Annotated in this window: 25 protein-coding genes, 1 pseudogene and 1 riboswitch; of the genes and pseudogenes, 12 read left to right on the plus strand and 14 right to left on the minus strand. The window is 68.3% G+C overall.

The genetic code is table 11. The features are described from left to right. Positions 1-39: 39 nt before the first annotated feature. Positions 40-1059 (minus strand): annotated as a pseudogene (locus K6L26_RS06735) (YbfB/YjiJ family MFS transporter); the annotation flags it as partial. A 143-nt stretch (positions 1060-1202) separates the two neighbouring features. On the opposite strand from K6L26_RS06735, the gene K6L26_RS06740 reads away from it, so the two are divergent. Continuing rightward, positions 1203-1547 (plus strand): cupin domain-containing protein, encoded by a 345-nt coding sequence (locus K6L26_RS06740; protein WP_064896691.1) that lies wholly within the window; start codon positions 1203-1205, stop codon positions 1545-1547. A 113-nt stretch (positions 1548-1660) separates the two neighbouring features. On the opposite strand, the gene K6L26_RS06745 is transcribed toward K6L26_RS06740, so the two are convergent. From K6L26_RS06745 to K6L26_RS06755, 3 genes are read right to left on the minus strand one after another with little or no spacing between them, the layout of a single operon-like run. Continuing rightward, the gene (locus K6L26_RS06745) at positions 1661-3310 is read right to left on the minus strand and encodes a DNA repair helicase XPB (protein WP_019345439.1); all 1650 of its coding nucleotides are present in this window, start codon (positions 3308-3310) and stop codon (positions 1661-1663) included. Between the two features lie 59 nt (positions 3311-3369). After that, positions 3370-4806, minus strand: coding sequence for an alpha/beta hydrolase (locus tag K6L26_RS06750; RefSeq protein WP_064896693.1), 1437 nt, complete (start codon positions 4804-4806; stop codon positions 3370-3372). Between the two features lie 44 nt (positions 4807-4850). Continuing rightward, positions 4851-7109 carry a helicase-associated domain-containing protein gene (locus tag K6L26_RS06755; RefSeq protein ID WP_064896695.1) on the minus strand — a complete coding sequence of 753 codons (2259 nt, stop codon included), beginning with the start codon at positions 7107-7109 and terminating at the stop codon, positions 4851-4853. Between the two features lie 58 nt (positions 7110-7167). Between K6L26_RS06755 and K6L26_RS06760 the strand changes: the two genes are divergently transcribed. From K6L26_RS06760 to K6L26_RS06775, 4 genes are read left to right on the plus strand one after another with little or no spacing between them, the layout of a single operon-like run. Then, on the plus strand, positions 7168-7365 hold the full coding sequence (locus K6L26_RS06760; protein WP_019345946.1) for a hypothetical protein: 198 nt from the start codon (positions 7168-7170) through the stop codon (positions 7363-7365). 2 nt (positions 7366-7367) lie between these two features. Further along, positions 7368-7838: a cyclic pyranopterin monophosphate synthase MoaC gene (moaC, locus tag K6L26_RS06765; RefSeq protein ID WP_081281512.1), complete on the plus strand. Its 471-nt coding sequence runs from the start codon at positions 7368-7370 to the stop codon at positions 7836-7838. Beyond that, positions 7838-8320 carry a MogA/MoaB family molybdenum cofactor biosynthesis protein gene (locus tag K6L26_RS06770; protein WP_036392048.1) on the plus strand — a complete coding sequence of 161 codons (483 nt, stop codon included), beginning with the start codon at positions 7838-7840 and terminating at the stop codon, positions 8318-8320. Before moaC ends, K6L26_RS06770 begins: the two co-directional genes overlap by 1 nt. Beyond that, the gene (locus K6L26_RS06775; protein ID WP_019345943.1) at positions 8317-8745 is read left to right on the plus strand and encodes a molybdenum cofactor biosynthesis protein MoaE; all 429 of its coding nucleotides are present in this window, start codon (positions 8317-8319) and stop codon (positions 8743-8745) included. The genes K6L26_RS06770 and K6L26_RS06775 overlap by 4 nt, the downstream gene beginning before the upstream one ends. 16 nt (positions 8746-8761) lie before the next feature. On the opposite strand, the gene K6L26_RS06780 is transcribed toward K6L26_RS06775, so the two are convergent. From K6L26_RS06780 to K6L26_RS06795, 4 genes are all read right to left on the minus strand, one after another. Further along, a complete protein-coding gene (locus K6L26_RS06780) occupies positions 8762-9565 on the minus strand; it encodes a transglycosylase family protein (protein ID WP_064964354.1) in 804 nt (267 codons plus the stop codon). Between the two features lie 8 nt (positions 9566-9573). Then, positions 9574-9758, minus strand: a riboswitch (cyclic di-AMP (ydaO/yuaA leader). Between the two features lie 248 nt (positions 9759-10006). Next, positions 10007-10270 carry a MoaD/ThiS family protein gene (locus K6L26_RS06785; RefSeq protein ID WP_019346703.1) on the minus strand — a complete coding sequence of 88 codons (264 nt, stop codon included), beginning with the start codon at positions 10268-10270 and terminating at the stop codon, positions 10007-10009. Next, on the minus strand, positions 10271-11344 hold the full coding sequence (gene moaA / locus K6L26_RS06790) for a GTP 3',8-cyclase MoaA (RefSeq protein WP_064896962.1): 1074 nt from the start codon (positions 11342-11344) through the stop codon (positions 10271-10273). It lies immediately after the preceding gene. Beyond that, positions 11341-11733: a YccF domain-containing protein gene (locus K6L26_RS06795; protein ID WP_064896960.1), complete on the minus strand. Its 393-nt coding sequence runs from the start codon at positions 11731-11733 to the stop codon at positions 11341-11343. Before K6L26_RS06795 ends, moaA begins: the two co-directional genes overlap by 4 nt. A 162-nt stretch (positions 11734-11895) precedes the next feature. On the opposite strand from K6L26_RS06795, the gene K6L26_RS06800 reads away from it, so the two are divergent. Together K6L26_RS06800 and K6L26_RS06805 are read left to right on the plus strand one after the other, a co-directional pair. Further along, positions 11896-12306 carry a cold-shock protein gene (locus K6L26_RS06800; protein WP_064896958.1) on the plus strand — a complete coding sequence of 137 codons (411 nt, stop codon included), beginning with the start codon at positions 11896-11898 and terminating at the stop codon, positions 12304-12306. An 83-nt stretch (positions 12307-12389) separates the two neighbouring features. Next, positions 12390-13412 (plus strand): glutathione S-transferase family protein, encoded by a 1023-nt coding sequence (locus K6L26_RS06805; RefSeq protein WP_064896956.1) that lies wholly within the window; start codon positions 12390-12392, stop codon positions 13410-13412. Here the strand turns inward: K6L26_RS06805 and K6L26_RS06810 are convergent. Together K6L26_RS06810 and K6L26_RS06815 are read right to left on the minus strand one after the other, a co-directional pair. Continuing rightward, positions 13409-13921, minus strand: a complete 513-nt coding sequence (locus K6L26_RS06810) for a DUF2771 domain-containing protein (RefSeq protein ID WP_064896954.1) — start codon at positions 13919-13921, stop codon at positions 13409-13411. The genes K6L26_RS06805 and K6L26_RS06810 overlap by 4 nt on opposite strands. Continuing rightward, positions 13918-15528 carry an MFS transporter gene (locus K6L26_RS06815; RefSeq protein ID WP_234788486.1) on the minus strand — a complete coding sequence of 537 codons (1611 nt, stop codon included), beginning with the start codon at positions 15526-15528 and terminating at the stop codon, positions 13918-13920. Before K6L26_RS06815 ends, K6L26_RS06810 begins: the two co-directional genes overlap by 4 nt. A gap of 150 nt (positions 15529-15678) precedes the next feature. On the opposite strand from K6L26_RS06815, the gene K6L26_RS06820 reads away from it, so the two are divergent. Beyond that, complete coding sequence (locus tag K6L26_RS06820) at positions 15679-16464, plus strand: DUF3027 domain-containing protein (RefSeq protein WP_043369497.1); 786 nt, start codon at positions 15679-15681, stop codon at positions 16462-16464. A 3-nt stretch (positions 16465-16467) separates the two neighbouring features. On the opposite strand, the gene K6L26_RS06825 is transcribed toward K6L26_RS06820, so the two are convergent. Both K6L26_RS06825 and K6L26_RS06830 read right to left on the minus strand, forming a co-directional pair. Then, a complete protein-coding gene (locus K6L26_RS06825) occupies positions 16468-16920 on the minus strand; it encodes an SRPBCC family protein (protein ID WP_019346696.1) in 453 nt (150 codons plus the stop codon). 9 nt (positions 16921-16929) lie between these two features. After that, positions 16930-17193, minus strand: a complete 264-nt coding sequence (locus tag K6L26_RS06830) for a DUF2530 domain-containing protein (protein ID WP_019346695.1) — start codon at positions 17191-17193, stop codon at positions 16930-16932. 85 nt (positions 17194-17278) lie between these two features. Here K6L26_RS06830 and K6L26_RS06835 point away from each other — a divergent pair, with 85 nt between their 5' ends. From K6L26_RS06835 to K6L26_RS06845, 3 genes are read left to right on the plus strand one after another with little or no spacing between them, the layout of a single operon-like run. Then, complete coding sequence (locus tag K6L26_RS06835; protein ID WP_019346694.1) at positions 17279-17710, plus strand: Rv0880 family HTH-type transcriptional regulator; 432 nt, start codon at positions 17279-17281, stop codon at positions 17708-17710. After that, the gene (locus tag K6L26_RS06840) at positions 17707-18528 is read left to right on the plus strand and encodes a TrmH family RNA methyltransferase (protein WP_019346693.1); all 822 of its coding nucleotides are present in this window, start codon (positions 17707-17709) and stop codon (positions 18526-18528) included. Before K6L26_RS06835 ends, K6L26_RS06840 begins: the two co-directional genes overlap by 4 nt. A gap of 20 nt (positions 18529-18548) precedes the next feature. Then, positions 18549-18824: a DUF2537 domain-containing protein gene (locus K6L26_RS06845; RefSeq protein ID WP_019346692.1), complete on the plus strand. Its 276-nt coding sequence runs from the start codon at positions 18549-18551 to the stop codon at positions 18822-18824. An 82-nt stretch (positions 18825-18906) separates the two neighbouring features. Here the strand turns inward: K6L26_RS06845 and sepH are convergent, their stop codons facing one another. Continuing rightward, entirely contained in the window at positions 18907-19725 is an 819-nt protein-coding gene (gene sepH / locus K6L26_RS06850; RefSeq protein WP_036392082.1) for a septation protein SepH, read from the minus strand. An 80-nt stretch (positions 19726-19805) separates the two neighbouring features. Then, on the minus strand, positions 19806-20912 hold the full coding sequence (gene serC, locus K6L26_RS06855; protein ID WP_019346690.1) for a phosphoserine transaminase: 1107 nt from the start codon (positions 20910-20912) through the stop codon (positions 19806-19808). Positions 20913-21227: 315 nt separating this feature from the next. Between serC and K6L26_RS06860 the strand changes: the two genes are divergently transcribed. Then, positions 21228-22244, plus strand: a complete 1017-nt coding sequence (locus K6L26_RS06860; RefSeq protein WP_047038674.1) for an AurF N-oxygenase family protein — start codon at positions 21228-21230, stop codon at positions 22242-22244. The last annotated feature ends 22 nt before the right edge of the window (positions 22245-22266 follow it).

Consider the following 22266-nt stretch of genomic DNA (forward strand, 5'->3'; position numbering starts at 1 on the left):
CACCAGTGCACCGACCAACAGTGCCGGCGCGAAACCGCGGTGCAGCAGCGGCGCGACGACCAGCGGCCCGAGGATCTGGCCCACCGAATAGCCGGTGGTGAGCAGGGCGACGGCGCGCGGGTATCGCAGCAGCCGGCCGGCCGCCAGCGCCAGGGTGCTGACGCCGATGAACGTTCCGCCGAACAGCACCGCGCCCACCAGTGCGGCCGTCACGCCGCCGACCATCCCGGCCACGGCGATCCCCACGGCTTGCAGGGCCAGCGCCGCTACGAGCAGCGCAGGGTGCGACCATCGGCTGCTCAGTGCCGCCCACAACGCGGCGGAGGGCACCGTGGCCAGCCCGACCACCAGCCACGTGCTTCCGCCGAGCCACGCCGGGGCGCCCTGGGCGACGGCCGCGACCAGGAACGTTCCGGCGATGATGTAGCCGATTCCCTCCAGCGTGTAGCTGGTCAGCAGCAAGGTGAACGGGCCGTGCGCCGGCCGGGAGTCATCGGCCGGTGTGGCCGAGGGGCTGTGCGGGGCGGCGGGCATCGACCAGGCGCCGACGCCGAGCAGGGCAGCCGCCGCGGCCGCGGCCCACCAGGCCACCTTCCAGTCACCGGCGGCCAGTACCAACACTGCCGACAGCGCGATGCCGGCGCCCACCCCACCGAATCCCCACCCGGCCAGGTGCGCGGGATGCCCATGCAGGTGCTCCAGCATGGTGTTGACGGCGATCACGAACACCAACGCACTGGTGAATCCGGCGACACCGCGCAGCACCGCCCAGTCGAATGTGTTCGTGGACAAGGGCATCGCCGCTAGGCTGGCCGCCATCACCGGCAGGCTCACGCGGCATGCGGTGATCGAGCGGGCCAGTCGCGGCCAGATCGAACCCGCCAGCGCGCCGGCCAGATAGCCCACGTAGTTCGCTGTGGCGAGGGCTGCGGCGTCGTGGGCGGTGAGACCGGCCTGCGCCGACATCAGCGGAAGGATCGGGGTGTAGACGAAGCGGCCGATTCCCATCGCAGAAGCCAGTGCCGCCGCGGTTCTGGCGACATGTCCATGTGTGCGCATCGGACCATCGTGGAGTGCGCCGACACGGCGCCGCCAGGACCGAAACGCTCACAGCTGGAAGGTGGTGGCTCTCACCGGCCCGGCCTCAGTAGGTTGGACATATCGCTCACGGTTGGTCGACGGGAGGTGGCACGATCGTGGATATGGAGAAGATCTCGCTCACCGCGATAGCGCGACAGCAGTTGGCCGCAGCCCGCTCTGCCAGCAGCGGACGCAGTGCCCACACGGTTTACGGCGGGCATGAACACCAGCTGCGCCAGACTCTGATCGCGTTGACCGGGGGCAACGGGCTCGACGAACACGAGAGCCCGGGCGAGGCCACGCTGCAGGTGATCGAGGGCCGGGTGAAACTGACCAATTCCGAAGCGAGCTGGGAAGGTTCGCCGGGCGATCACATCGTGATCCCGCGGACCCGGCACAGCCTGCACGCGCTCGAGGATTCGGTGGTGCTGCTGACCGTCGTCAAGGCGATGGGGCCGCATACCTGACGTGTCGGGGTTGCAGACGGTGACCCCGGTTGAAAATGCGCTCAGGGTCGTGATCCAGGCGAATCCACAGCCCTGGACGCAATCTCAACCCGTCACCCGCCGGACTTGCTGGGTCAGATCGCCGGGCCCAACAGGTCGTCGGCGTCCTTGATCACGTAGCCGTAGCCTTGCTCGGCCAGGAAGCGCTGCCGGTGCGCGGCGTACTCCGCGTCCAGCGAATCCCGCGAGACCACCGAGTAGAACACCGCACCGCCGCCATGAGCCTTGGGCCGCAGCAGTCGGCCCAAGCGCTGCGCCTCTTCCTGGCGGGAGCCGAAGGTGCCCGAAACCTGGACGGCGACAGAGGCTTCCGGAAGGTCGATGGAGAAGTTCGCCACCTTGGAGACCACCAGGGTGGAGATCTCGCCGCGGCGGAACGCGTCGAACAGCGCCTCGCGCTCGGAGTTCTTCGTCGACCCCTGGATCACCGGGGCGTTCAGCTCCTGGCCCAGTTCCTCCAGCTGGTCCAGATAGGCGCCGATCACCAGGGTCGGCTCACCGGGGTGGCGTTCCAGGATCGAGCGGACCACCGCGATCTTGGTGTGCACCGTCGAGCACAGCTTGTACCGCTCCTCCGGTTCGGCGGTGGCGTACAGCATCCGCTCGTTGTCGGTCATCGTCACCCGCACCTCGATGCACTCGGCGGGGGCGATCCAGCCCTGGGCCTCGATGTCCTTCCACGGTGCGTCATAGCGCTTCGGGCCGATCAGCGAGAACACGTCGCCTTCGCGGCCGTCCTCACGGATCAGCGTCGCGGTCAGGCCCAGCCGCCGTCGGGACTGCAGATCGGCGGTCATCCGGAACACCGGGGCCGGCAGCAGATGAACCTCGTCGTAGATGATCAGGCCCCAGTCGCGGGTGTCGAAGATCTCCAGGTTCTTGTACTCGCCCTTACTGCGGCGGGTGATCACCTGGTAGGTAGCGATGGTGACGGGCCGGATCTCCTTCTTCTCGCCCGAGTACTCGCCGATCTCGTCCTCGGTCAGCGAGGTGCGGGCGACCAGCTCCCGCTTCCACTGCCGCCCGGCGACGGTGTTGGTGACCAGGATCAGCGTCGTCGCGCCGGCCTTGGCCATCGCGGCCGCCCCGACCAGCGTCTTACCGGCACCGCACGGCAGCACCACCACCCCGGAGCCGCCTGCCCAGAACGAATCGGCGGCCATCTCCTGGTAGTCGCGCAGCTGCCAGCCGTCCTGGGCCAGTTCGATGGGATGCGCTTCGCCGTCGACGTAGCCGGCCAGATCCTCGGCCGGCCAGCCGATCTTGAGCAGCATCTGCTTGACCCGGCCGCGTTCGCTGTTGTGCACGATCACGGTGTCGTCGTCGATGCGTGCCCCCAGCATCGGGGCGATCTTCTTGTTGCGCAGCACCTCCTCGAGCACCGCGCGGTCCAGGCTGACCAGCGTCAACCCGTGCGCCGGGTGCTTGATCAGCTGCAGCCGCCCGTAACGGGCCATGGTGTCGACGATGTCGACCAGCAGTGGCTGCGGCACCGGGTAGCGCGAGAAGCTGACCAGCGCGTCGACCACCTGCTCGGCGTCGTGGCCGGCTGCGCGGGCGTTCCACAGCGCAAGCGGGGTGATGCGGTAGGTGTGCACGTGTTCGGGGGCACGTTCGAGCTCGGCGAACGGTGCGATGGCGGCGCGCGCCGCACCGGCCTGCTCATGGTCGACCTCGAGCAGCACCGTCTTGTCGGACTGCACGATCAGTGGGCCGTCAGTCATGCGGGGTCCATTTCACTCACGGCGGGAAAACTCATCCCGCCCATTATTCCGAATCCGGGTCAGCGGGGTGCGGCAGCCGTCGGCGCGGGTGGCGGTGCACCGCCGGACGGCAGCGGCACCGGCGGCACCTCGGGGGTCCCGACGGCGCCCGCCAGCCACGGCAGCGTGGTGGTCAGCACCTGCTCGGCGAACGGCCAGTCGTGCTTGCCCGGAAGCGCGGTGATCGCGCAGCGGATGCCATGGCTGCGCCCCAGGTCGCACAGGGTGTGTGCGGCTTCGGTCTGGTCGCCGGGGTTGCCTCCGGCGTCCTGCCCGCCCAGGCCGACGGCGTCGGGATTGGCCGGGTGCGTCCCGTGTTTGACGGGGGCGTCCGAGGAGATCACGAACCAGCCGGACACGCCCTGGTAGGCGCCGTGCTTGCCGATCGCGGTGGCCGGGTCGTAGGTGGCCCAGGACGCGGCATCCCCACCGTAGAGCCGGGCGACGGTCTGGTCCTTGGTGCCCGCGTTGGGGCCGGTGTCACCGGCGATGTCGACGAATGAGCTGAACAACTCGGGGTGCATCACGGTCAGATCCACCGCGCAGGTCCCGCCCATCGACCAGCCGACGACACCCCAGCCGGCGTCGCGCACGCCGAAGGTATCGGTCATGAACGGCGGCACGTCCTTGGTGAGGTGGTCGGCGACGTTGCCGCGCGGACCGTTGACGCATTCGGTGTCGTTGTTGAAGGAGCCGCCGACGTCGACGAAGACGAACACCGGGGTGTTTCCGCCGTGGTCGGCCGCGTAGGCGTCGATGGTGGCGATCGCGTTGCCGCTGCGCGCCCAATCGGCCGGGGTGTTGAACTCGCCGGCGATCATCATCACGACCGGGAACCGGGGTGCGGACGGGGCGAACCAGGCCGGTGGCAGGTAGACCAGTTCGTCGCGGTGTTTGAAGCCTGACCGGTCGGACGGAATCGTGACCGACACCAGCTCGCCGTGCGACGGGATCTCACCTCGCCGGCGCTGGCCGAGCGCGGTGGCCAGATCGGTCTGGTCCGGCAGCGGGCCGGCGGTGACCTCGTTCCACAGCGCGGTGACCGTCGGAAAGTAGCCGACCCAGAGGTTCACCGCGACGCCCACACTCAGCAGGCACAACGGCACCGCGGCCACTGAGACGGCGCGGCGGCGCCACCGGCTGCCGCGCCAACCCAGGGCCAGCACGGCTATCGCCAATCCGGTCAGGCCGATCCAGATCCACAGGGCCGCCGGAGCGGGGTCCCCGGCCAGGCCCTGGGAATGGACGAACCAGCGGGCCCAGACCGTCAGGCAAACCCCGACCGCGATCGCGCACGGCAGAAAGATCGTGCGCCAGCGCCGGGTGCGCCATCCGATCGCCACGATCAGCGCCACGGCCGCCAACGCCCACAGTGTCGGCGGCAGCCAACCGTGCAGCAGCGACACTCCCCGGTATGCGGCGGGCACCTGATCCGCTGCGGTCAACGTCGTTGTCACATCGCCATATTGGTGAACGGCTCTGTGAGCACGCTGTGCCGTGGCTAGTCGCCGTCGGCCGACACCACGGACGTGACCCGGTGGATGGCGAACTCGCGGACCCGCCCGGCGGCCGGATCGAAGGCGGTCAGCTGGCCGCCTCGCACGTTGATGGGGGAGACGACGCGTTGCGTGGCCACCCCCGCAGGGTCGACGTAGCCGATCACCACAGAGGTCTGGTTGATCGCGGCGTCCTGCAGCTGGGTGATGGCCATGGCCGGGTCCAGCCGGACGCTGGCGAACGGCCCGGACGCCACCTTGCGCAGCACCGCGACGATCGCGCCGAGAGTCTGGGCGGTCGGCGGGGTGGGTGGCCGGTAGATGCGGCGACGGGTCGGGGCGACGACGCGCGAGCCCCGGGCCCTGATGTCGACGACGGTGCCGGTGGAGTCCTCGGCAGCGGGAGCGAATCCGGCTTCGCGCAGCACCGTGAGCACGTCGGCGATCGGCGCCTGGGACACCGCCACCGTGGGGGCCAGCAACCGCAACTCGAGGCGATCGGCGCCGGGCGAGGCGACTGCCTGCGCCAGCAGCGCGGGATCCTCACACCGCAGGAACGACGTGGCCATGCCGACGCGCAGCTGTCCGTGGCGGCGCGCGACGTCGTCGATGAGATACGTCAACCCTTGCGGCACCGGTGTTTTCGAGTGTTTTTCGAACAGGGTGTGCAGCTCGCTGGCGGTCCGGCCGGCATCGAGTGCGCGGCGGATGGACGCTTCGCTGATTCGGTACACCATGGCGGCGCCGGCCGATTCGACGGTGGCCACCGCCGCCAGCTGCTCGGCCAGCTCCCGCTCCAGTGGACCGGGCACGATCACCGTGAGATCGGCCTGTAGCAGGAAATGGTCGAGCGGTTTCGGCAGCGCCTTCTCCATCGCCGCCAGTACGTCCTCGTCAGGGTCGCCGGCCAGCAGGCCGCGAGCGGGCGTGCTGATCGCGCCGCGCCCCACCATGCCCAGCGCGTGAGCTTCGGCGAGCAGGCCACTGACGGTCGCCGGCTGCAGCCGCGCCGCCCAGCGCGGTCGTCGCCACACCATGGCGCGCGATGCCTCGTCGCCATCGATCCCGGTGCCCGGCGCCAGTTCGGCCAGGATGCCGAGCAGCAACCGGCGGTCCAGCGGAGCGGCCGTCGAATACAGCGAATCCGACAGTGCGGCAAAGGGTTTGTTGTCCGGGCCACGGCTGCCGATCAGGGCGGGCCGGGCCGGCAGGTCCAACCAGGTGGCGGCCAGCAGGTGCCAGCGCGCGGCGGTGGAGGACTCGACGAATCGGTCGGCGGCCACCGTCGGCGCCCAGTACGGTCCCGTCCCGTCACCCGGGTCCGGATCGGGCATTCCGGCCGCGATCAGCCCCGCGCCCGCGGCCAGTTCCAGCAGGAGACCGAGCCGTGGCTCGTCGACGCCGGTGTTCTTGGCCAGGCGTTTGACGTCGCGCACCCCGAGGCCGCCGCTGCGCAACTCGGGAATCGGTGCGCTGCCCAGGGTTTCGATCACCAGGTCGATCTCACGCAGCAGGTCGATGGCCGCGCCGGCGGCCACCGCGTCCACATCGGCCGGTGTCGTCGAGGTGGTCTGAAGTGCCGGTGCGGTCAGCTCCACCGGACCGGGGGCCTCGCCGCGCATCACCTGCCCGACCACCCGCGGCAGGATCACCGTCTCGTCGTCGATCCGGCGCAGCAGCCCGGCCTCCACCAGCCGCGGCACCGGACGGTCAGGCGGGGTACCGGGGGCCGCGTCTCGCGTGCGGCCCATGGGCGAGCCTTCCAGCAGTCGGGCCAGCAGCTCGCTCTGGGCTTCGTCGAGGCCCGCGAGCAGACCGGCGATCTCGTCGGCGCTGTGCTCGGAGACCTCCACCGCGGCCTGGCCGACGAACCACGGCAGGCCGGCGGCCGCCTCAGGCGCCACCCGCAGGCTCGCCTCGCCCCACACGAGGGCCCGCTCGCGCAGGTCTTCCAGCGCGCCTGCCAGTTCGTCCGCGCCGACACGGTCACCGAACAGTTCACCGAGCTCGGACACCGCGACGGCGTGGGTGTCGGCATGCAGGACCAACAGGGCATCCAGGACGGCCAGCCGCAGGAAGTCAAGGGAATCGGTGGCAGCCTTGACCGACTGCCGGGAGGTGGCGCGCGCAGCGAGCGCGGCAATCGTTCCCGGTGGCGGCTGGCTCAGGTCCGGCCGCAGTTCCAGCAGGCGGATGAGGCCCGAGTCGTCGAGTTCGGACAGCCAGGCACCCAGCGGGATTCCGGGAGTCTGTGCGGCGGTCATATCCTGACCAGCGTAAAGCAGCCCGCCGGTCTCGCCACCAGATGAGGAGCCTGCCACAATGTGGGGCGTGGCTGACAACAAGAAGAACCATTACGTCGACAACGGCTGGCCTGTGCTCTCCGACGGCGATGATCACGCCGTAAGTGAGCTCGCCACCGACCGCACCGGCGCACTGTCACCGTTCGGTGACGTGACCTTTCCCTTGCCGGCCGAAGAGCTGCCGTTCATCCAGTCGGCCACCGTCGTCAACAGGTAACAGTGGGACTGTCGCACCTCGACGAGTCTGGCGCGGCACACATGGTCGACGTCTCGGCCAAGGACGTCACCCTGCGCACCGCGACGGCCGTGGGCACCCTGCACACGCGGCCGGATGTGGTGGCCCTCATCGCCTCGGGCGGCCTGCCCAAAGGTGATGCCCTGGCCACCGCGCGGGTGGCCGGAATCATGGCCGCCAAGCGGACTCCCGAGCTGATCCCGCTGTGCCATCAGCTGGCGCTGACCGGCGTCGACGTGGACTTCGACGTCCGCGATGCCGCGGTGGCCGTCACCGCCACCGTGCGCAGCACCGACCGCACCGGGGTCGAGATGGAAGCCCTGACCGCAGTGAGCGTCGCCGCGCTGACGCTGTACGACATGATCAAGGCCGTCGACCCCGCCGCACGCATCGACGACGTCAAAGTGGTGCGCAAAGAAGGCGGTAAAACGGGATTGTGGGAAAGAACAACATAGTGACGCGTTCGGCGCGGGTCATCATCGCCTCCACCCGCGCCGCAGCAGGGGTGTACGACGACCGGACCGGACCTCTCATCGTCGGCTGGCTCGCCGATCGTGGATACGACGTCACCGAGCAGATGGTTGTCCCCGACGGGCATGCCGTCGCCGACGCGTTGCGCGCCGCGCTGGCCGAGCGCGTCGACTTGATCATCACCTCCGGCGGCACCGGTATCTCACCGACCGACGCGACACCGGAATCCACCGTGGCGGTGCTGGACTACCAGATTCCCGGGTTGGCCGATGCCATCCGGCGGGCCGGTGCGCACAAGGTGCCGACCGCGGTGTTGTCCCGTGGCGTGTGTGGCGTGGCCGGCCGCACCTTGATCGTCAACCTGCCCGGGTCGCCCGGCGGGGTCAAAGACGGGCTGGGCGTGTTGGCCGGCGTGCTGGAGCACGCTCTCGACCAGCTCAGCGGAAAGGACCATCCGACGAGATGAGCGCAACCGTCGTACGGGTCGAACTAACTGACACGCCGATCTCGCTGACCGAGTACGAGGCGCTCGTGGCCCACGAAGCGGCCGGGGCTGTGGTCGGATTCTCCGGGGTCGTCAGGGATCACGACGGGGGCCGCTCGGTCACCCGGCTCGACTATTCCGCGCACCCGAATGCACTTGAGACCTTGCGGGAAGTGGCCGCCGAGGTGGCCGCGGCGTCGCCCGGCGTGCGCGCCATCGCGGTCAGCCACCGCATCGGCACCCTACAAATAGGAGACGCCGCCCTGGTGGCCGCTGTGGCAGCGGACCATCGCGGGGCGGCGTTCGAAACCTGTGCCCGCCTCGTCGACACCGTCAAAGAACGGCTACCGGTGTGGAAGCACCAGTACTTCTCCGACGGCACCGACGAGTGGGTCGGCTCGGCCTGAAAACTCGGCCTGAAACTCAGCCGTTGATGATGATGTTGCCGTCGAGACCCTGCTGCTCGATGGCCTGCTGGATCTTCTCGGTGTAGCTCACCGGCTGTACCGGGGCGGGCGCCGCTTCGGGAGCCGGGGCCTCCGGAGCGGGTGCCTCAGGGGCCGGCGGAGCCTCGGGAGCCGGGGCGGGCGCCTCGGGTGCGGGCACCTGCAGTGCGGCGTCGGCGATCGGGGCGGCCTCGGGTGCCGGGGCGAGCGCGGCATCCATCGGGGCGGCCTCGGGTGCCGGGGCCGGGGCCTCAGGGGCCGGCGGCAGGTTCTCAGGGGCCGGCGGCGGGGCGTCTGCCGGCAGCGGTGCGTCGAGCGGCGCGGCCTCAGGGGGCGGCGGCGGCAGTTCACCGTTGACCTCAGGCGCGTCCAGCGGGGCAGGAGCGGGCTCGGCGACGACGTTGCGCGGGGTCGCCCCCGACAGGCCGCGGCCGCACACCGGCCAGGCGCCCTTGCCCTGGCTGGCCAGAACGCGCTCGGCGACTGCGATCTGCTCTTCCTTGGTGGCCATGAAGGCCGACGGTGCGTACTCGCCGCCGCCGTGGGAACGCCACGTGCTGGGGGAGAACTGGAGACCGCCGTGATAGCCGTTGCCCGTGTTGATCGCCCAGTTGCCGCCGGACTCGCAGCGGGCTACCTGATCCCACTCGCCGTCGGTGGCGGCCATGGCCTGTCCGGCCAGAGCGAGGCCGCTTCCACCGAGCACGGCGCCGGTGAAGGCGATCTTGGCGACATTCTTTGCTGAAGACGAGGAAGCAGGCTTGCGATGCCGTCCACTCATAAGCGTGAAGGTCCTCTCGTATGCGCCCACGAGGTCAGCTGTCGGGTTCGGGTGGGAGAGGTCACCCGGCCGTCGTCGTCGAAACGGTGACGGCTTCACCCCAAGGGGCCGCAAGCGGCTCCTGGTCCTGAAATAAATCGGTGGACCGGTTGGGTCCCCCGCCTCCATCCTTGTTGTTCGTCGTTAACCCCTGCCCGATGGATGGAGCTCGGCGCTACCGGTTTGGGGTGGGTCAACTGATTAGGGTCGGTTGACTTGGGAATGAACGGTAACGGTTCTCCGCTATCCCGTCACTTTTGGCGGCCTCGGGCGTTTTGGCGCTGAGCAAACTCTAAAAGTTGTTTAAAGGCGCAGGTTATTTCGGCGTCGTCGCAGGTGGGCGAAGCGCTCCACCGCGCTGTAGCCAGCTCGTGACCATTTCGTTATGTGATGCAAATCACGTTAGCCGCCGGCGAATGGGGGTAACACATCAACCGTCTGAGACGTTGATACCGGCTTGCCCAAATCGCGGACCGCGACCCCGTCCAACAGGTATGAGCAGCGCTTTAACACTCGAGCGAGATCCGAGTCGCGAGCGCTGAGTTGCTCGACGAGCGTCGCGATCGTCGAATCCTTTGCCAAATCTAACGTTTCCGTATCAACTCCGGCCGCGGCCGCCGCAGCGGCGAAATAACGGACGGTGACGGCCACGGTGTGCTCTGTCATCTAGCCGCCGATCGCGCTCATCGGCCGCACCGGCTGCACGAAATCCGGGTCGTTGATGCCGTGCCCCGCGGGCTTGGCCCACATGGCCGTCCGCCAGGCCGCCTCGATGGCATCGTCGTCGGCGCCCCCGCGCAACAGCCCGCGCAGATCGCTCTCCTCTGTGGAGAACAGGCAGCTGCGGATCTGGCCGTCGGCGGTCAGCCTGGTGCGGTCACAGGTCGAACAGAAGGCGTGCGAGACCGAGGCGATCACCCCTACGGTGCCTGCCGGGTGACCGGCGCTGGCGGCGACCTGCCACAGCTCGGCCGGCGCCGAACCGCGCGGCTTCGGATCGGGCCGCAGATCGAAGTGGCGGCGCAGGGTGGTCAGGATCGCCTCGGCGTCGATCACGGTGCCGCGCTGCCAGGTGTGCCCGGCATCCAGCGGCATCTGCTCGATGATCCGCAGCTGGTACCCGTGATCCAGGCAGTAGCCCAGCAGGCTCACCACGTCGTCGAGTCCCGAGATGGGGTCGAGCACCGCGTTGACCTTCACCGGTTCCAGCCCGGCCGCCTTGGCGGCCGCCAGGCCGTCGAGCACGTCGGCCAGCCGGTCCCGGCGGGTGATCCGGGCGAAGTGGGTGGCGTCGACGCTGTCCAGTGACACGTTGATCCGGTTCAGCCCGGCCTGTTTGAGGCCTGCCGCGCGCCGGGCCAGCCCGATGCCGTTGGTGGTCAGGGTGATCTCCGGTCGTGGTTGCAGCGCTGCCGCCGCGGCCACCACGTCCTCCAGGTGGCGGGTCACCAACGGTTCGCCACCGGTGAACCGCACGCTGGTGATGCCGAGCCGGGTGACGGCGATGCGCAACAGCCGGCTCAGTTCCTCAGCGCTCAGTAGCGCCTCGCCGGGCAGCCAGTCCAGCCCCTCGGCGGGCATGCAATAGGTGCATCGCAGATTGCATTTGTCGGTCAGCGAGACCCGCAGGTCGGTGGCGGCGCGGCCGTAGGTGTCCACCAGCGGCCCCGTTGTCGGGGCCGGATCGAGAGGAGGGGCGGACCTGTTCACCGAGGGCAGCCCGAGCGAGGTCAGGGTCATACCGCAGCCTTCAGCGAGTCGACGGGGACTATCTCCTTGCCCAGCGGCACCAGGGAGACCGGGATCATCTTGAGATCGGCCAGCGCCAGCGGGATTCCGATGATGGTGACCGCCATGGCCACCGCGCTCACCAGGTGGCCGAGCGCCAACCACCAGCCGAACAGGATGATCCAGATGATGTTGCCGACCAGCGCGCCCGGCCTGGTTCCTGGCTTGTCGACGATCGTGCGGCCGAACGGCCACAGGGCGTAGGAGGCGATGCGCAGCGAGGCGAAGCCGAACGGAATGGTGATGATCAGCACGAAGCAGATCAGCGCGGCCAGCAGGTATCCCAGCGCCAGCCACAGGCCGCCGAAGATCAACCAGATGATGTTCAGAATCACTCGCATTACCGGCGCATCTCTCTTCCAGAGGTGGTTTCAAGCCTACCGAGTAATAGGGGTGAAGCACCCAGGGAGGGCCGAGTAAGATCGCTCCATCGCGTCCCGGCGCTGACGGGACGCGAACTTTATGTGTGTAGGTAGTTCTGACAAGACGAGCGGGTGAGTGCAGTGCCGACCGGCAAGGTGAAGTGGTACGACGCCGAAAAGGGCTTCGGCTTTGTGTCCCAGGAGGACGGCGAGGACGTCTACGTGCGGTCCTCGGCGCTGCCCGCGGGCGTCGAAGGCCTCAAGGCCGGTCAACGTGTCGAGTTCGGCGTCGCCGCAGGCCGTCGTGGCCCGCAGGCGTTGAGCCTCAAGCTCATCGACCCGCCGCCGAGCCTGAGCCGGTCCCGGCGCGAGGCCGAGCGTCCCGAGCACAAGCACACTCCCGACGAGCTGCACGGCATGGTCTCGGACATGATCACGCTGCTCGAGGACATCGTGCAGCCCGAGCTGCGCAAGGGCCGCTACCCCGACCGTAAGGTCGCGCGCCGGGTGTCCGAGGTGGTCAAGGCCGTCGCGCAGGAGCTCGACGCCTAGTACGCGCGCCCAACGCTGGCTTGTGTTCGAGGATCCGCTGTTTTTTCGAACACGAGCCAACGCTCGACGGGCACACTGGGTCCATGGCTCAGGGCACCTACGTCGCCGACAAGTCCACCTCCGGTGAGTTCAACCGCGACACGAACTACATCACCACCCGGATCACGGCCGATGGCAGTGACGGCTATCCCGTCGAGCCGGGCCGGTACCGGCTGATCGTCGCGCGGGCCTGCCCATGGGCCAACCGCACCATCATCGTGCGGCGGCTTCTGGGCTTGGAAAACGTTCTGTCCATTGGCTTTTGCGGTCCAACCCACGATGCGCGCAGCTGGACTTTCGACCTTGACCCCGATGGGCTCGACCCGGTGCTCAAGATCCCGCGGTTGCGGGATGCGTACTTGAAGCGTGACCCCGAGTATCCGAAGGGCATCACCGTGCCCGCGATCGTCGAGGTCGCCACGGGCGCGGTGGTGACGAACGACTTCGCCCAGATGACGCTGGACTTCTCCACCGAGTGGACGGCATACCACCGCGAGGGTGCCCCGCAGCTGTATCCCGAGCCGTTGCGCGCGGAGATCGACACCGTCGCCAAGCGGATCTACACCGAGGTCAACAACGGTGTCTACCGATGCGGTTTCGCCGGGTCACAGCAGGCCTACGACGCCGCCTACGACCGGTTGTTCACCGCGCTGGACTGGCTCACCGATCGGCTGAGCACCCAGCGTTATCTGGTGGGCGACACCATCACCGAGGCCGACGTGCGACTGTTCACCACGCTGGCCCGGTTCGACCCGGTCTATCACGGCCATTTCAAGTGCAACCGGGCCAAGCTCGCGGAGATGGACGTGCTCTGGGCGTACGCGCGGGATCTGTTCCAGACGCCGGGCTTCGGTGACACCATCGACTTCGTCCAGATCAAACAGCACTACTACATCGTGCATTCGGACATCAATCCGACGCAGATCGTGCCCAAGGGTCCGGACCTGGCCAACTGGCTCACGCCGCATGGCCGGGAATCGTTGGGCGGCAGGCCTTTCGGCGATGGTACGCCGCCGGGGCCGACGCCCGAGGGGGAGCGGGTCCCGGCCGGGCACTCGGCGGGTTAGCGCACGTCCGCCTGGTTGCGGTCCGGCCAGACCGTGCTGACCGACCACTCGGCGTGCGGCAGCGCGAACTCCTCGCCGTTCTGGTCCTGCACCAGGGTCAGCATTTGGACTGCCAGTCCGGTGAGCCGGCCCCGGTTGGGATCGACCGTCGGGATGGTGACGGCCAGCGTCGTCTTGGGTGCGTAGTACGTGACCGTGGTGTCGATCGGGTTCTCGTAAACCCGCAGCAGCCGCCACGGCGCCCGGGCGACCGAGGTGGGCACCGAGAGCTGGACCGGGCTTTCCTTGGTGACCCGCAGTTCGCCCGCATCGCGCGGTTCCTTGCAGTCGTCGAGGTTCAGTACCTCGCAGTACTGGAACGGCCCGACCCGCACCGTATGCCCGTGTGAGTACGCGCTGATCTCCGGCAGCTGGTCGCCGTGTGAACTGTGCAGCCGCCAGACCCCGACCGTGGTGCCGGCGATCGCCAGCACGACCACGGCGGCCAGGGCCGCCAGAGCGCGTTTCATCGGGACTCCCACTGTGCTGTCGTCGGGGCTGCGGCGGAATGGCTGCCGCCTTCTGGTGCGGCGTGGACCGGGCGGTTACCGCCCAGGCCGGGAATCAGCGATTCGCCGCGATAGCTCACGATGGTCTGCGCCAGGCCCAGTATCAGCACCGCCGTGATGGTAGTGAACCCGACTGTGAGGTCTGTATAGATCAGCACCCCGGTGGCGCCGCCGGCCACCCAGGCGAGCTGCAGCACCGATTCCGACCGGCCGAACGCCGAGGCCCGCGAGGCCTCCGGCAGGTCGTCCTGCAGGGACGCGTCGAGTGAGGCCTTCGCGATGGCGCTGGCGGCCGAGGTGACGAGGGTCGCGCCGGCAGCGACCAGAAGGTTCCCGGTCAGTGCGGTGGCCAGGGCGACGACGGTGACTGCGGCGGCGGCCCGCACCACGAGCTGCGCCGGGTGACCGAGTTTGAGCCGCGCGGCGGCGATGTTGCCGCCGAAGTTGCCGACCCCGGCCGCGGCCCCGATCAGTCCGAGGATGAGCAGCTGTTCCCAGCCAGTGGCGTCGTGGGATTTGGCGACGAATGCGGGGTAGAGAAACAGGAATCCCACCATCACCTTGATCGTGCAGTTGCCCCACAGCGCGGTGATGGTGTTGCGGCCCAACGGTTGACGTTCGGATTTGGGCTTGCCCGGGTGACGGCGCAGGTCGCCTGGGCCGCCCGATTGACCGTGGTAGCTCAGCGTCGTGGGCACCTCGCCCTCGGTGACCTCGACCCATTTCGGGATCCGCATGGCCAGCACCGCTCCGGCGACGCTGACCGCGGCCACCACGTAGAGCGCGCCGGGTAACTCGGCCACGTTGAACAGGTACTCGGCGCCTGCGGCGATGCCGCCGCCGACCACGGTGCCGCCGAGCAGGCCGAAGGTGGTCAACCGGGAGTTCACCCGGACCAGGTCGATCGACGGAGGCAGCACGCGCGGGGTCACCGCGCTGCGCAGCACGGAGAAGGATTTGGACAGCACCATCATTCCGAGCGCGCACGGATAGAGCACCCAGGACGGATAGCTCCCGGTGGCGCCGTCGTAATTGGCGATCAGCACGATGATCAGCACGGTGCGCAACGCGAACGACGCGGCCAGTGCCATGCGCCGGCCGTGCTGCAGGCGATCGAGCGCGGGCCCGATCAGTGGAGCGATCACCGCGAACGGGGCGATGGTGATCAGCAGATACAGCGCCACTTTGCCCTTGGACTCACCGCTGGCCGCGGCGAAGAACAGTGTGTTGGCCAGGGCCACGGCCATGGCCGCGTCGACGGCGAAGTTCGCCACCACCGGCCAGGTCAGTGCGGTCAGTCCGGACTTGTCGGCGCCGTCGGCGGTGGCCGCACGATGCACGAATCCGTACATCCGCGAACCCATTTCGCGGCTGCGCGCCGCTGCGGCCCGGGTGACGGTGACCCGCTCGCCGGCCGCTGACCCGACCCCGCGGGACGGCGGCGCATCGTCGGGTGTCGAATACGCGGCGGTGTGCTGCTCGTCGAGCGGCGGCAGCCAGCGGTTGGAGCTGGGCACCGACTGCCTGCGTGGCCGGCGCGGCGTCTCATCGCTGGGGTAGTTGGCCATTCCGGGATGTTCCGCGCCGTGATCGGCCGGGGGCCGCGGCGGGTAGTAGGTCACCCCTCGATTCTCTCTTATCCGGCCTGCGGGTGGCCGATGGCCGACCGGTGTGGCCCGCGGTCGCCGCGATCAGGCACTATGGAGGCGATGGAAAGCGTGACCGAACCAGCCGAGCAGGCCTACGAATCCGACCGGGACACCGGCCCGGCGGCACCGTCGCCGGAGCAGGAGGCGTTGCTCTCGGGCGCCGCCGAGCAGGCTCGCGCGGCACTGATCGAGTTCAGCGGCGAGAGTGCCGTGGGTGAATACCTCGGCGTGAGCATCGAAGATGCCGCCTCGGCCACGCACCGATTCCTGGCTGATCTGCCCGGGTACCGCGGCTGGCAGTGGGCTGTCGTGGTGGCGGCATATCCCGGTGCTGATCATGTGACCATCAGCGAGCTGGTCTTGATTCCGGGCCCGACGGCGTTGCTGGCGCCGCAGTGGGTGCCGTGGCAGGACCGGATCCGTCCGGGCGATCTCGGGCCGGGCGACCTGCTGGCACCGGCGCCGAACGATCCTCGTCTGGTTCCGGGCTACGTGGCGACCGGGGATCCGCTGATCGACGAGGCCCCGCTTGAGCTCGGCCTCGGCCGGCGCCAGGTGCTCAGTGAGTGGGGCCGGGCCCAGGCGGCGCAGCGGTGGCACGACGGCGAATACGGGCCGGGGTCGGCGATGGCCCGCTCGACGCGGCGGGTGTGCCGCGATTGCGGGTTCTATCTGCCGCTCGGTGGTGCGCTGGGCGTGATGTTCGGCGTGTGCGCCAACGATCTGTCGGCCGACGGGCACGTGGTGGAGGCCGAGTACGGCTGCGGGGCCCATTCGGACACCCCGCAACCGCCCGGCACCGGGTCGCCGATGTACGAGCCGTACGACGACGGCGTGCTCGACACCGCCGAATAAGGCTCAGTTCTCGGCGGCGGCCTTGATCCGCGCCAGCGACGCGTTCATGCCCTCGACCAGTTCGTCCTCGAAGCTGGGGACTCCGCCGAACAAGGCGCCGACCAAAGCGTTGGACACGGCCGTGGTGCCGTTCTCGGCGTGGCGAGATTCGGTCACCCGGGTGCCGGTGGCGGTCGGTTCCAGTTCGTAGCTCCAGATGGTGTTGTTGCCTTCGACCAGAAACGCGAGCTTCTTGTTGTCGACGACCTCGGTGATGCGTGAGGTGGTGGGCCAGAACATGAACTTGCGCCGGTTGAGGTTGAAGGTGCGGGTTCCGGGGCGTAGCGGGCCGAGGGGCTTCATGTACCGGCACTGCGGGCTCCACTGCGGCATCCGGCTCAGGTCCGAGATCAACCCCCACACTTTGTCGACGGGTGCGTCGATGTCGACGGTGGCTTGCAGAAGTGGTGCGGCCATGGTGTCTCCTCAGGTCAATCCGCTTTGTGCACCGCGCGATCCGCGGCGCACGGCACGGCGCTGGATCAGAAAGATAGTCGTGCCGAGTACGCCGATCGCCAGCCCGGCGAGTGTGAACGGCCGCCAGTGTTGCAGACCGCTGACGGTGAACGACACGATGGTGGCGATCAACCAGCCGGTGGCGATCACCACGATCACCGGCCACGGCTCCAGCAGTGCGGCGGGCAGTGCCGGTGGCTGGGGCTCCGGCGCTTGGTTGCTGTCCTCGGTCATCGGTGACCAACGTATCCGATGGGGTGTGCATTCATTGGTCTTGGTTTTAGCCCTTTACTGCGTGAGCCTCAGTACTATTTCCGATGTGAAAGATCCGGAGGCGCGTCTCGCGAATGATCTGGCTCTGGCGGTCGTCCGTCTCGCGCGTCAATTGCGTACGCGGCGTGCGGAATCCCCGGTTTCGCTGACCCAGTTCTCGGCCTTGGCCACGTTGGCCAAGGAGGGGGCGATGACGCCGGGTGCCTTGGCGTTGCGGGAACGGGTGCGCCCTCCGTCGATGACCCGGGTGATCGCTTCACTGGCCGAGCAGGGTCTCGTGGCTCGTTCCGCCCATCCGGTCGACGGGCGCCAGATCGTGGTGTCGGCCTCGCCGGCCGGGATCACCGTTGTCGAGGCGGAGCGCAAGGCCAGCCAGGAGTGGCTGAAGGCGCAGCTGTTGCGGTTGGATCCCGATGAACGTCAGACTTTGGTCACTGCCACCGATCTGATGTCAGCGATGGTTCTCGAAGGCGCGTGAGTCTGCTGCAGGTTATCGATATAGAGGATCCGGCCGATGCCCGGTTGGACGACTTCCGTGATCTCAACAGCGTGGACCGCCGGCCCGATCTGCCCAGCGGCAAGGGGCTGGTGATCGCCGAGGGGGTACTGGTCGTACAGCGCATGCTCGCCTCCCGGTTCGTGCCGCGGGCGCTGCTGGGTACCGACCGGCGTCTGGCCGAGCTCGCCGCTGATCTCGAGGGCGTGGATGTGCCGTTCTACCGGACCAGCGCGGAGGTCATGGCCGCCGCGGTCGGCTTCCACCTCAACCGTGGGGTGCTGGCGTCGGCGTCCCGGGCACCTGAGTTGTCGGTGGCCGAGGTGATTTCCGGCGCCCGCACCGTGGCGGTGCTCGAAGGCGTCAACGACCACGAGAATCTCGGGTCGATTTTCCGCAATGCCGCCGGGCTGTCGGTCGATGCGGTGGTGTTCGGCGCGGGATGTGCCGATCCGCTGTACCGGCGCGCGGTGCGGGTGTCGATGGGGCATGCGCTGCTGGTGCCGTTCGCCCGGACCGCGTCGTGGCCCGGTGATCTCGGACTGTTGCAGGACAACGGGTTTCGGGTTCTGGCGATGACGCCCGATCCGGCTGCCGCGACGCTGTCCGAGGCGATGCCACAGCTTGAGGGGGATCGGGTGGCGGTCTTGGTCGGCGCGGAAGGTCCTGGCCTGGCCGAGCACACGATGCGGGCCAGCGATGTCCGGGTGCGCATTCCGATGTCACGTGGCACCGATTCGCTCAACGTCGCCACTGCCGCCGCACTCGCGTTCTACGAACGCGCCAGGCTCAGAGGCTGAGATAGCGCTAGATTGGCTCTGTGACCGACGATTCCACGCCGTGGGGTACAGGCCTGACGGTGGCCGGCTTCGTGGCCGTGGTGCTCGGTGCGGCGATCGTGGTGCTCGGGATCGGCTTGCTGCGTGTTCACCCGCTCCTGGCGATCGGGCTGAACATGGTGGCCGTCGGAGGTTTGGCTCCCACGGTGTGGGGTTGGCGCCACCGGCCGGTGTGGCGCTGGTTCGTCCTGGGTTCGGGCGTCGGGGTGGTGGGCGGCTGGTTGGCGCTGCTGGCGATCGGGTTCACCCAGGGGTGATGCCGGCCCGGCCCGCAACGTGTGATTTGGGCACGATTTTCCGCGGTAGCCGCGGAAAATCGTGCACAAAACGCGGGAAGGGCTAGGGCTGAGTGCCGGACGACCGCACGCCCAGCAGCACGTCCTCCCAGGCAGGGACCGTCGCGCGGGCCTTGCGGCTGCGCTTGGGCGCCGGCGGAGCAGGAGCCGGTTCCGGATCGGCCGGCCGGCTGAACTCGTCGGGCACCGCCGCGGCCGGGGCCTCATGAGCTTCAGGGGTGTCCTGATGGTCGAAGAGGTGCGGCACCGCCGCGACGGGGCGCAGCGGGCGACCGAAGTCGGGGTTGATCAATTGCCGGGCCGCGTCGTCAGATGCGGTGACGGTGCCACCGTGGGCTCCGGGGGAGTACCGGAAATGCGCGACGTTGTCCGACCGGCCGGCCTTCCAGGCCAGCTGCACGGTCCAGCGGCTGTCCTCGTTGCGCCAGGCGTCCCAGGCGATGGAATCCGGGTCGAGGCCACGGGCCACGATGGCTTGCGTGACGGTTTCGAGCAGTGTCAGCACCGAAGGGCCGTCGGCGAGAACCGGATGCGCCGCGGTGGCCAGCTCGGCTGCCCGGGCGCGTTCCAGCAGCACCGGATGCGCGAACCGCTCGACCCGTTCGACCGGCACCCCGGCTGCCTCGGCCAACTGCTCCACCGATGCCCCGGCGCGAATCTTTGCCTGAATCTCCTTGGGTCGCAGCACGTTCTGCACCTCTACATCGATCTCGGTCTGATTCGAGGCGACCGTGTCGCCGCGCATGGCAGCGCGCAGCCGGTCATCGACACGCAAGCTGAACATGTCCTTGGCGGAGTCGTCGGATTCACAGATGATGCGCCTGCCGTCTACGTTCAAACCAACGACTCTGAGTTCTCGCATACCGACCAAACCTCCTGCGCGAACCCTACTGCGTTATCAGCCCGTGATCGGGCTGACACGCTGGCGGGAGAGAGACTGACTCAGAGGTTGCCGACGACCCAGTCGACGCAGCTGGTCAGCGCGCTGACGTCATCGGGCTCCACGGCCGGGAACATGCCGATCCGCAGTTGGTTGCGGCCCAGCTTGCGGTAGGGCTCGGTGTCGACGACGCCGTTGGCGCGCAGCACCTTGGCGACGGCGGCGGCATCCACGGAATCGTCGAAGTCGATGGTGCCGACCACCTGCGAGCGCAGGGCGGGGTCGGTGACGAACGGGGTGGCGAAGCTCGAGGCCTCGGCCCACGTGTACAGCCGCTGCGAGGAGTCGGCGGTGCGCTTCACCGCCCAGTCCAGGCCGCCGTTGCCGTTGAGCCAGTCGAGCTGCTCGGCCAGCAGGATCAGTGTCGCGATGGCCGGGGTGTTGTAGGTCTGGTTCTTGAGGCTGTTCTCCACCGCGATGGGCAGCGACAGGAAATCGGGCACCCAGCGGTCCGTGGCGGCGATCGCCTCGATCCGGGCCAGCGCCGCCGGGCTGAGGATGGCCAGCCAGAGACCGCCGTCGCCGGCGAAGTTCTTCTGCGGCGCAAAGTAATACGCGTCGGCTTCGGTGATGTCGACGGGCAGGCCGCCGGCGGCCGAGGTGGCGTCGATCAGAACCAGCGCATCGCCGTCGGGCCGCTGTACCGGCACCGAGACGCCGGTCGAGGTTTCGTTGTGGGCCCAGGCGACGGCGTCGACGGACGGGTCGGACTGCGGCTGCGGCGCGGTACCCGGGTCGGTCTTGACGATGATCGGGTCGCCGATGAAGGGGTTCTTGGCCACGCACGAGGCGAACTTCGAGCTGAACTCGCCGTAGGTCAAGTGCAGCGAGCGCTTGTCGATCAGGCCGAAGGCCGCGGCGTCCCAGAATGCGGTCGAGCCGCCGTTGCCGAGGATCACCTCGTAGCCCTCGGGAACCGAGAACAGTGCGCGCAGGCCGTCGCGGACGCGGCCCACCAGATTCTTGACCGGTGCCTGCCGGTGGGAGGTGCCGAACAGATCTCCGGCTGCGGCCAGCGCGGTCAGTTGCTCGGGGCGGACCTTGGAGGGGCCACATCCGAAACGGCCGTCGCGGGGCAGAAGGTCGGCAGGGATGATCAGTTCAGCCATACCGACCAGCCTAAAGTCGGCGGTTTCCGCGTCAAAATTCGGCCGCCGCCGGTGGTGGCGGCCACAGTGCGCAGGCTGTATGCGGTGGTCAGGCCGCTTAGACGGCAGCGGCAATCTTTCGCAGTGTGTCGGCTACCACAGTCCGGCGTGTGATCATCGCCTCTAACTGGGTGTTTGTCATCGGATCGGCTGCGGTTGGCCGCCGATTGGCAAACAAATCGAATCAGGCATGGACTTTTACTCGATACCTGCGGTACCGTTTGGACAAGAAGTGGGTAGATGTAAACCTCAGACGAGTATAGAGAGGTCTGCAACATGGCTCGGACCAAGATGGTCAGGCGTTGGCGCAAGAACATGGACGTCAGCGACGACATTCAGTACACCGACATGCTCTCCACGCTCTCCGAGGGTTCGGTGCGACGGAACTTCAACCCGTACAAGGACATCGAATGGGATTCGCCGGAGTTCGCGGTGATCCCCAACGATCCGCGCTGGATCCTGCCGGCGACCGACCCCATGGGTGGTCACCGCTGGTACCAGGCTCAGCCGGTCGAGCGTCAGATCGAGATCGGCATGTGGCGGCAGGCCAACGTCGCCAAGGTCGGCCTGCATTTCGAGAACATCCTCATCCGCGGCCTGATGGAGTACTCGTTCTGGGTGCCCAACGGCTCGCCGGAATACCGGTACTGCCTGCACGAATCCGTTGAAGAGTGCAACCACACCCTGATGTTCCAGGAGATGGTGAACCGCATCGGCATGGACGTGCCGGGCATGCCGCGTCTGCTCAAGTGGCTGCAGCCGCTGATCCCGCTGGCGGCCGGCCCGCTGCCGATTCCGTTCTTCTTCGGCGTGCTCGCCGGCGAGGAGCCGATCGACCACACGCAGAAGAACGTGCTGCGCGAGGGCAAGGCCCTGCACCCGATCATGGAGCGGGTCATGGCCATCCACGTCGCCGAGGAAGCGCGGCACATCTCGTTCGCGCACCAGTACCTGCACAAGCGGGTGCCGAACCTGCGCCGCCGGCAGCGCTGGATCCTGTCCCTGTTCGTGCCGCTGACCATGCGGATCCTGTGCTCGGCGATCATCGTGCCGCCGCGCGCGTTCTGGAAGGAATTCGACATCCCGCGCTCGGTGCGCAAGGAGTTGTTCTTCCGCGCACCCGAATCGCGCAAGATGCTGAGGGACATGTTCGGCGACGTCCGGATGCTCTGCCACGACACCGGTTTGATGAACCCCATCGCCAAGTTGATGTGGAAGATCTGCAAGATCGACGGTCCGCCGAGCCGCTACCGTAGCGAGCCGCAGCGCGAGCACCTCGTCTCGGTCGCCTGAAGCTCGCCCCGAAAATCGCAAG

This window comes from Mycobacterium farcinogenes, assembly GCF_019739075.1.
Lineage (GTDB): Bacteria > Actinomycetota > Actinomycetes > Mycobacteriales > Mycobacteriaceae > Mycobacterium > Mycobacterium senegalense.

Bases quoted from the DNA above. Each gene is read 5' to 3' on its own strand.
- K6L26_RS06740 (WP_064896691.1), top strand. From the start codon at position 1,203: ATGGAGAAGATCTCGCTCACCGCGATAGCGCGACAGCAGTTGGCCGCA.
- K6L26_RS06745 (WP_019345439.1), bottom strand. From the start codon at position 3,310: ATGACTGACGGCCCACTGATCGTGCAGTCCGACAAGACGGTGCTGCTC.
- K6L26_RS06755 (WP_064896695.1), bottom strand. From the start codon at position 7,109: ATGACCGCCGCACAGACTCCCGGAATCCCGCTGGGTGCCTGGCTGTCC.
- K6L26_RS06760 (WP_019345946.1), top strand. From the start codon at position 7,168: ATGTGGGGCGTGGCTGACAACAAGAAGAACCATTACGTCGACAACGGC.
- K6L26_RS06775 (WP_019345943.1), top strand. From the start codon at position 8,317: ATGAGCGCAACCGTCGTACGGGTCGAACTAACTGACACGCCGATCTCG.
- K6L26_RS06780 (WP_064964354.1), bottom strand. From the start codon at position 9,565: ATGAGTGGACGGCATCGCAAGCCTGCTTCCTCGTCTTCAGCAAAGAAT.
- K6L26_RS06785 (WP_019346703.1), bottom strand. From the start codon at position 10,270: ATGACAGAGCACACCGTGGCCGTCACCGTCCGTTATTTCGCCGCTGCG.
- moaA (WP_064896962.1), bottom strand. From the start codon at position 11,344: ATGACCCTGACCTCGCTCGGGCTGCCCTCGGTGAACAGGTCCGCCCCT.
- K6L26_RS06795 (WP_064896960.1), bottom strand. From the start codon at position 11,733: ATGCGAGTGATTCTGAACATCATCTGGTTGATCTTCGGCGGCCTGTGG.
- K6L26_RS06805 (WP_064896956.1), top strand. From the start codon at position 12,390: ATGGCTCAGGGCACCTACGTCGCCGACAAGTCCACCTCCGGTGAGTTC.
- K6L26_RS06810 (WP_064896954.1), bottom strand. From the start codon at position 13,921: ATGAAACGCGCTCTGGCGGCCCTGGCCGCCGTGGTCGTGCTGGCGATC.
- K6L26_RS06815 (WP_234788486.1), bottom strand. From the start codon at position 15,528: ATGGCCAACTACCCCAGCGATGAGACGCCGCGCCGGCCACGCAGGCAG.
- K6L26_RS06825 (WP_019346696.1), bottom strand. From the start codon at position 16,920: ATGGCCGCACCACTTCTGCAAGCCACCGTCGACATCGACGCACCCGTC.
- K6L26_RS06830 (WP_019346695.1), bottom strand. From the start codon at position 17,193: ATGACCGAGGACAGCAACCAAGCGCCGGAGCCCCAGCCACCGGCACTG.
- sepH (WP_036392082.1), bottom strand. From the start codon at position 19,725: ATGCGAGAACTCAGAGTCGTTGGTTTGAACGTAGACGGCAGGCGCATC.
- serC (WP_019346690.1), bottom strand. From the start codon at position 20,912: ATGGCTGAACTGATCATCCCTGCCGACCTTCTGCCCCGCGACGGCCGT.
- K6L26_RS06860 (WP_047038674.1), top strand. From the start codon at position 21,228: ATGGCTCGGACCAAGATGGTCAGGCGTTGGCGCAAGAACATGGACGTC.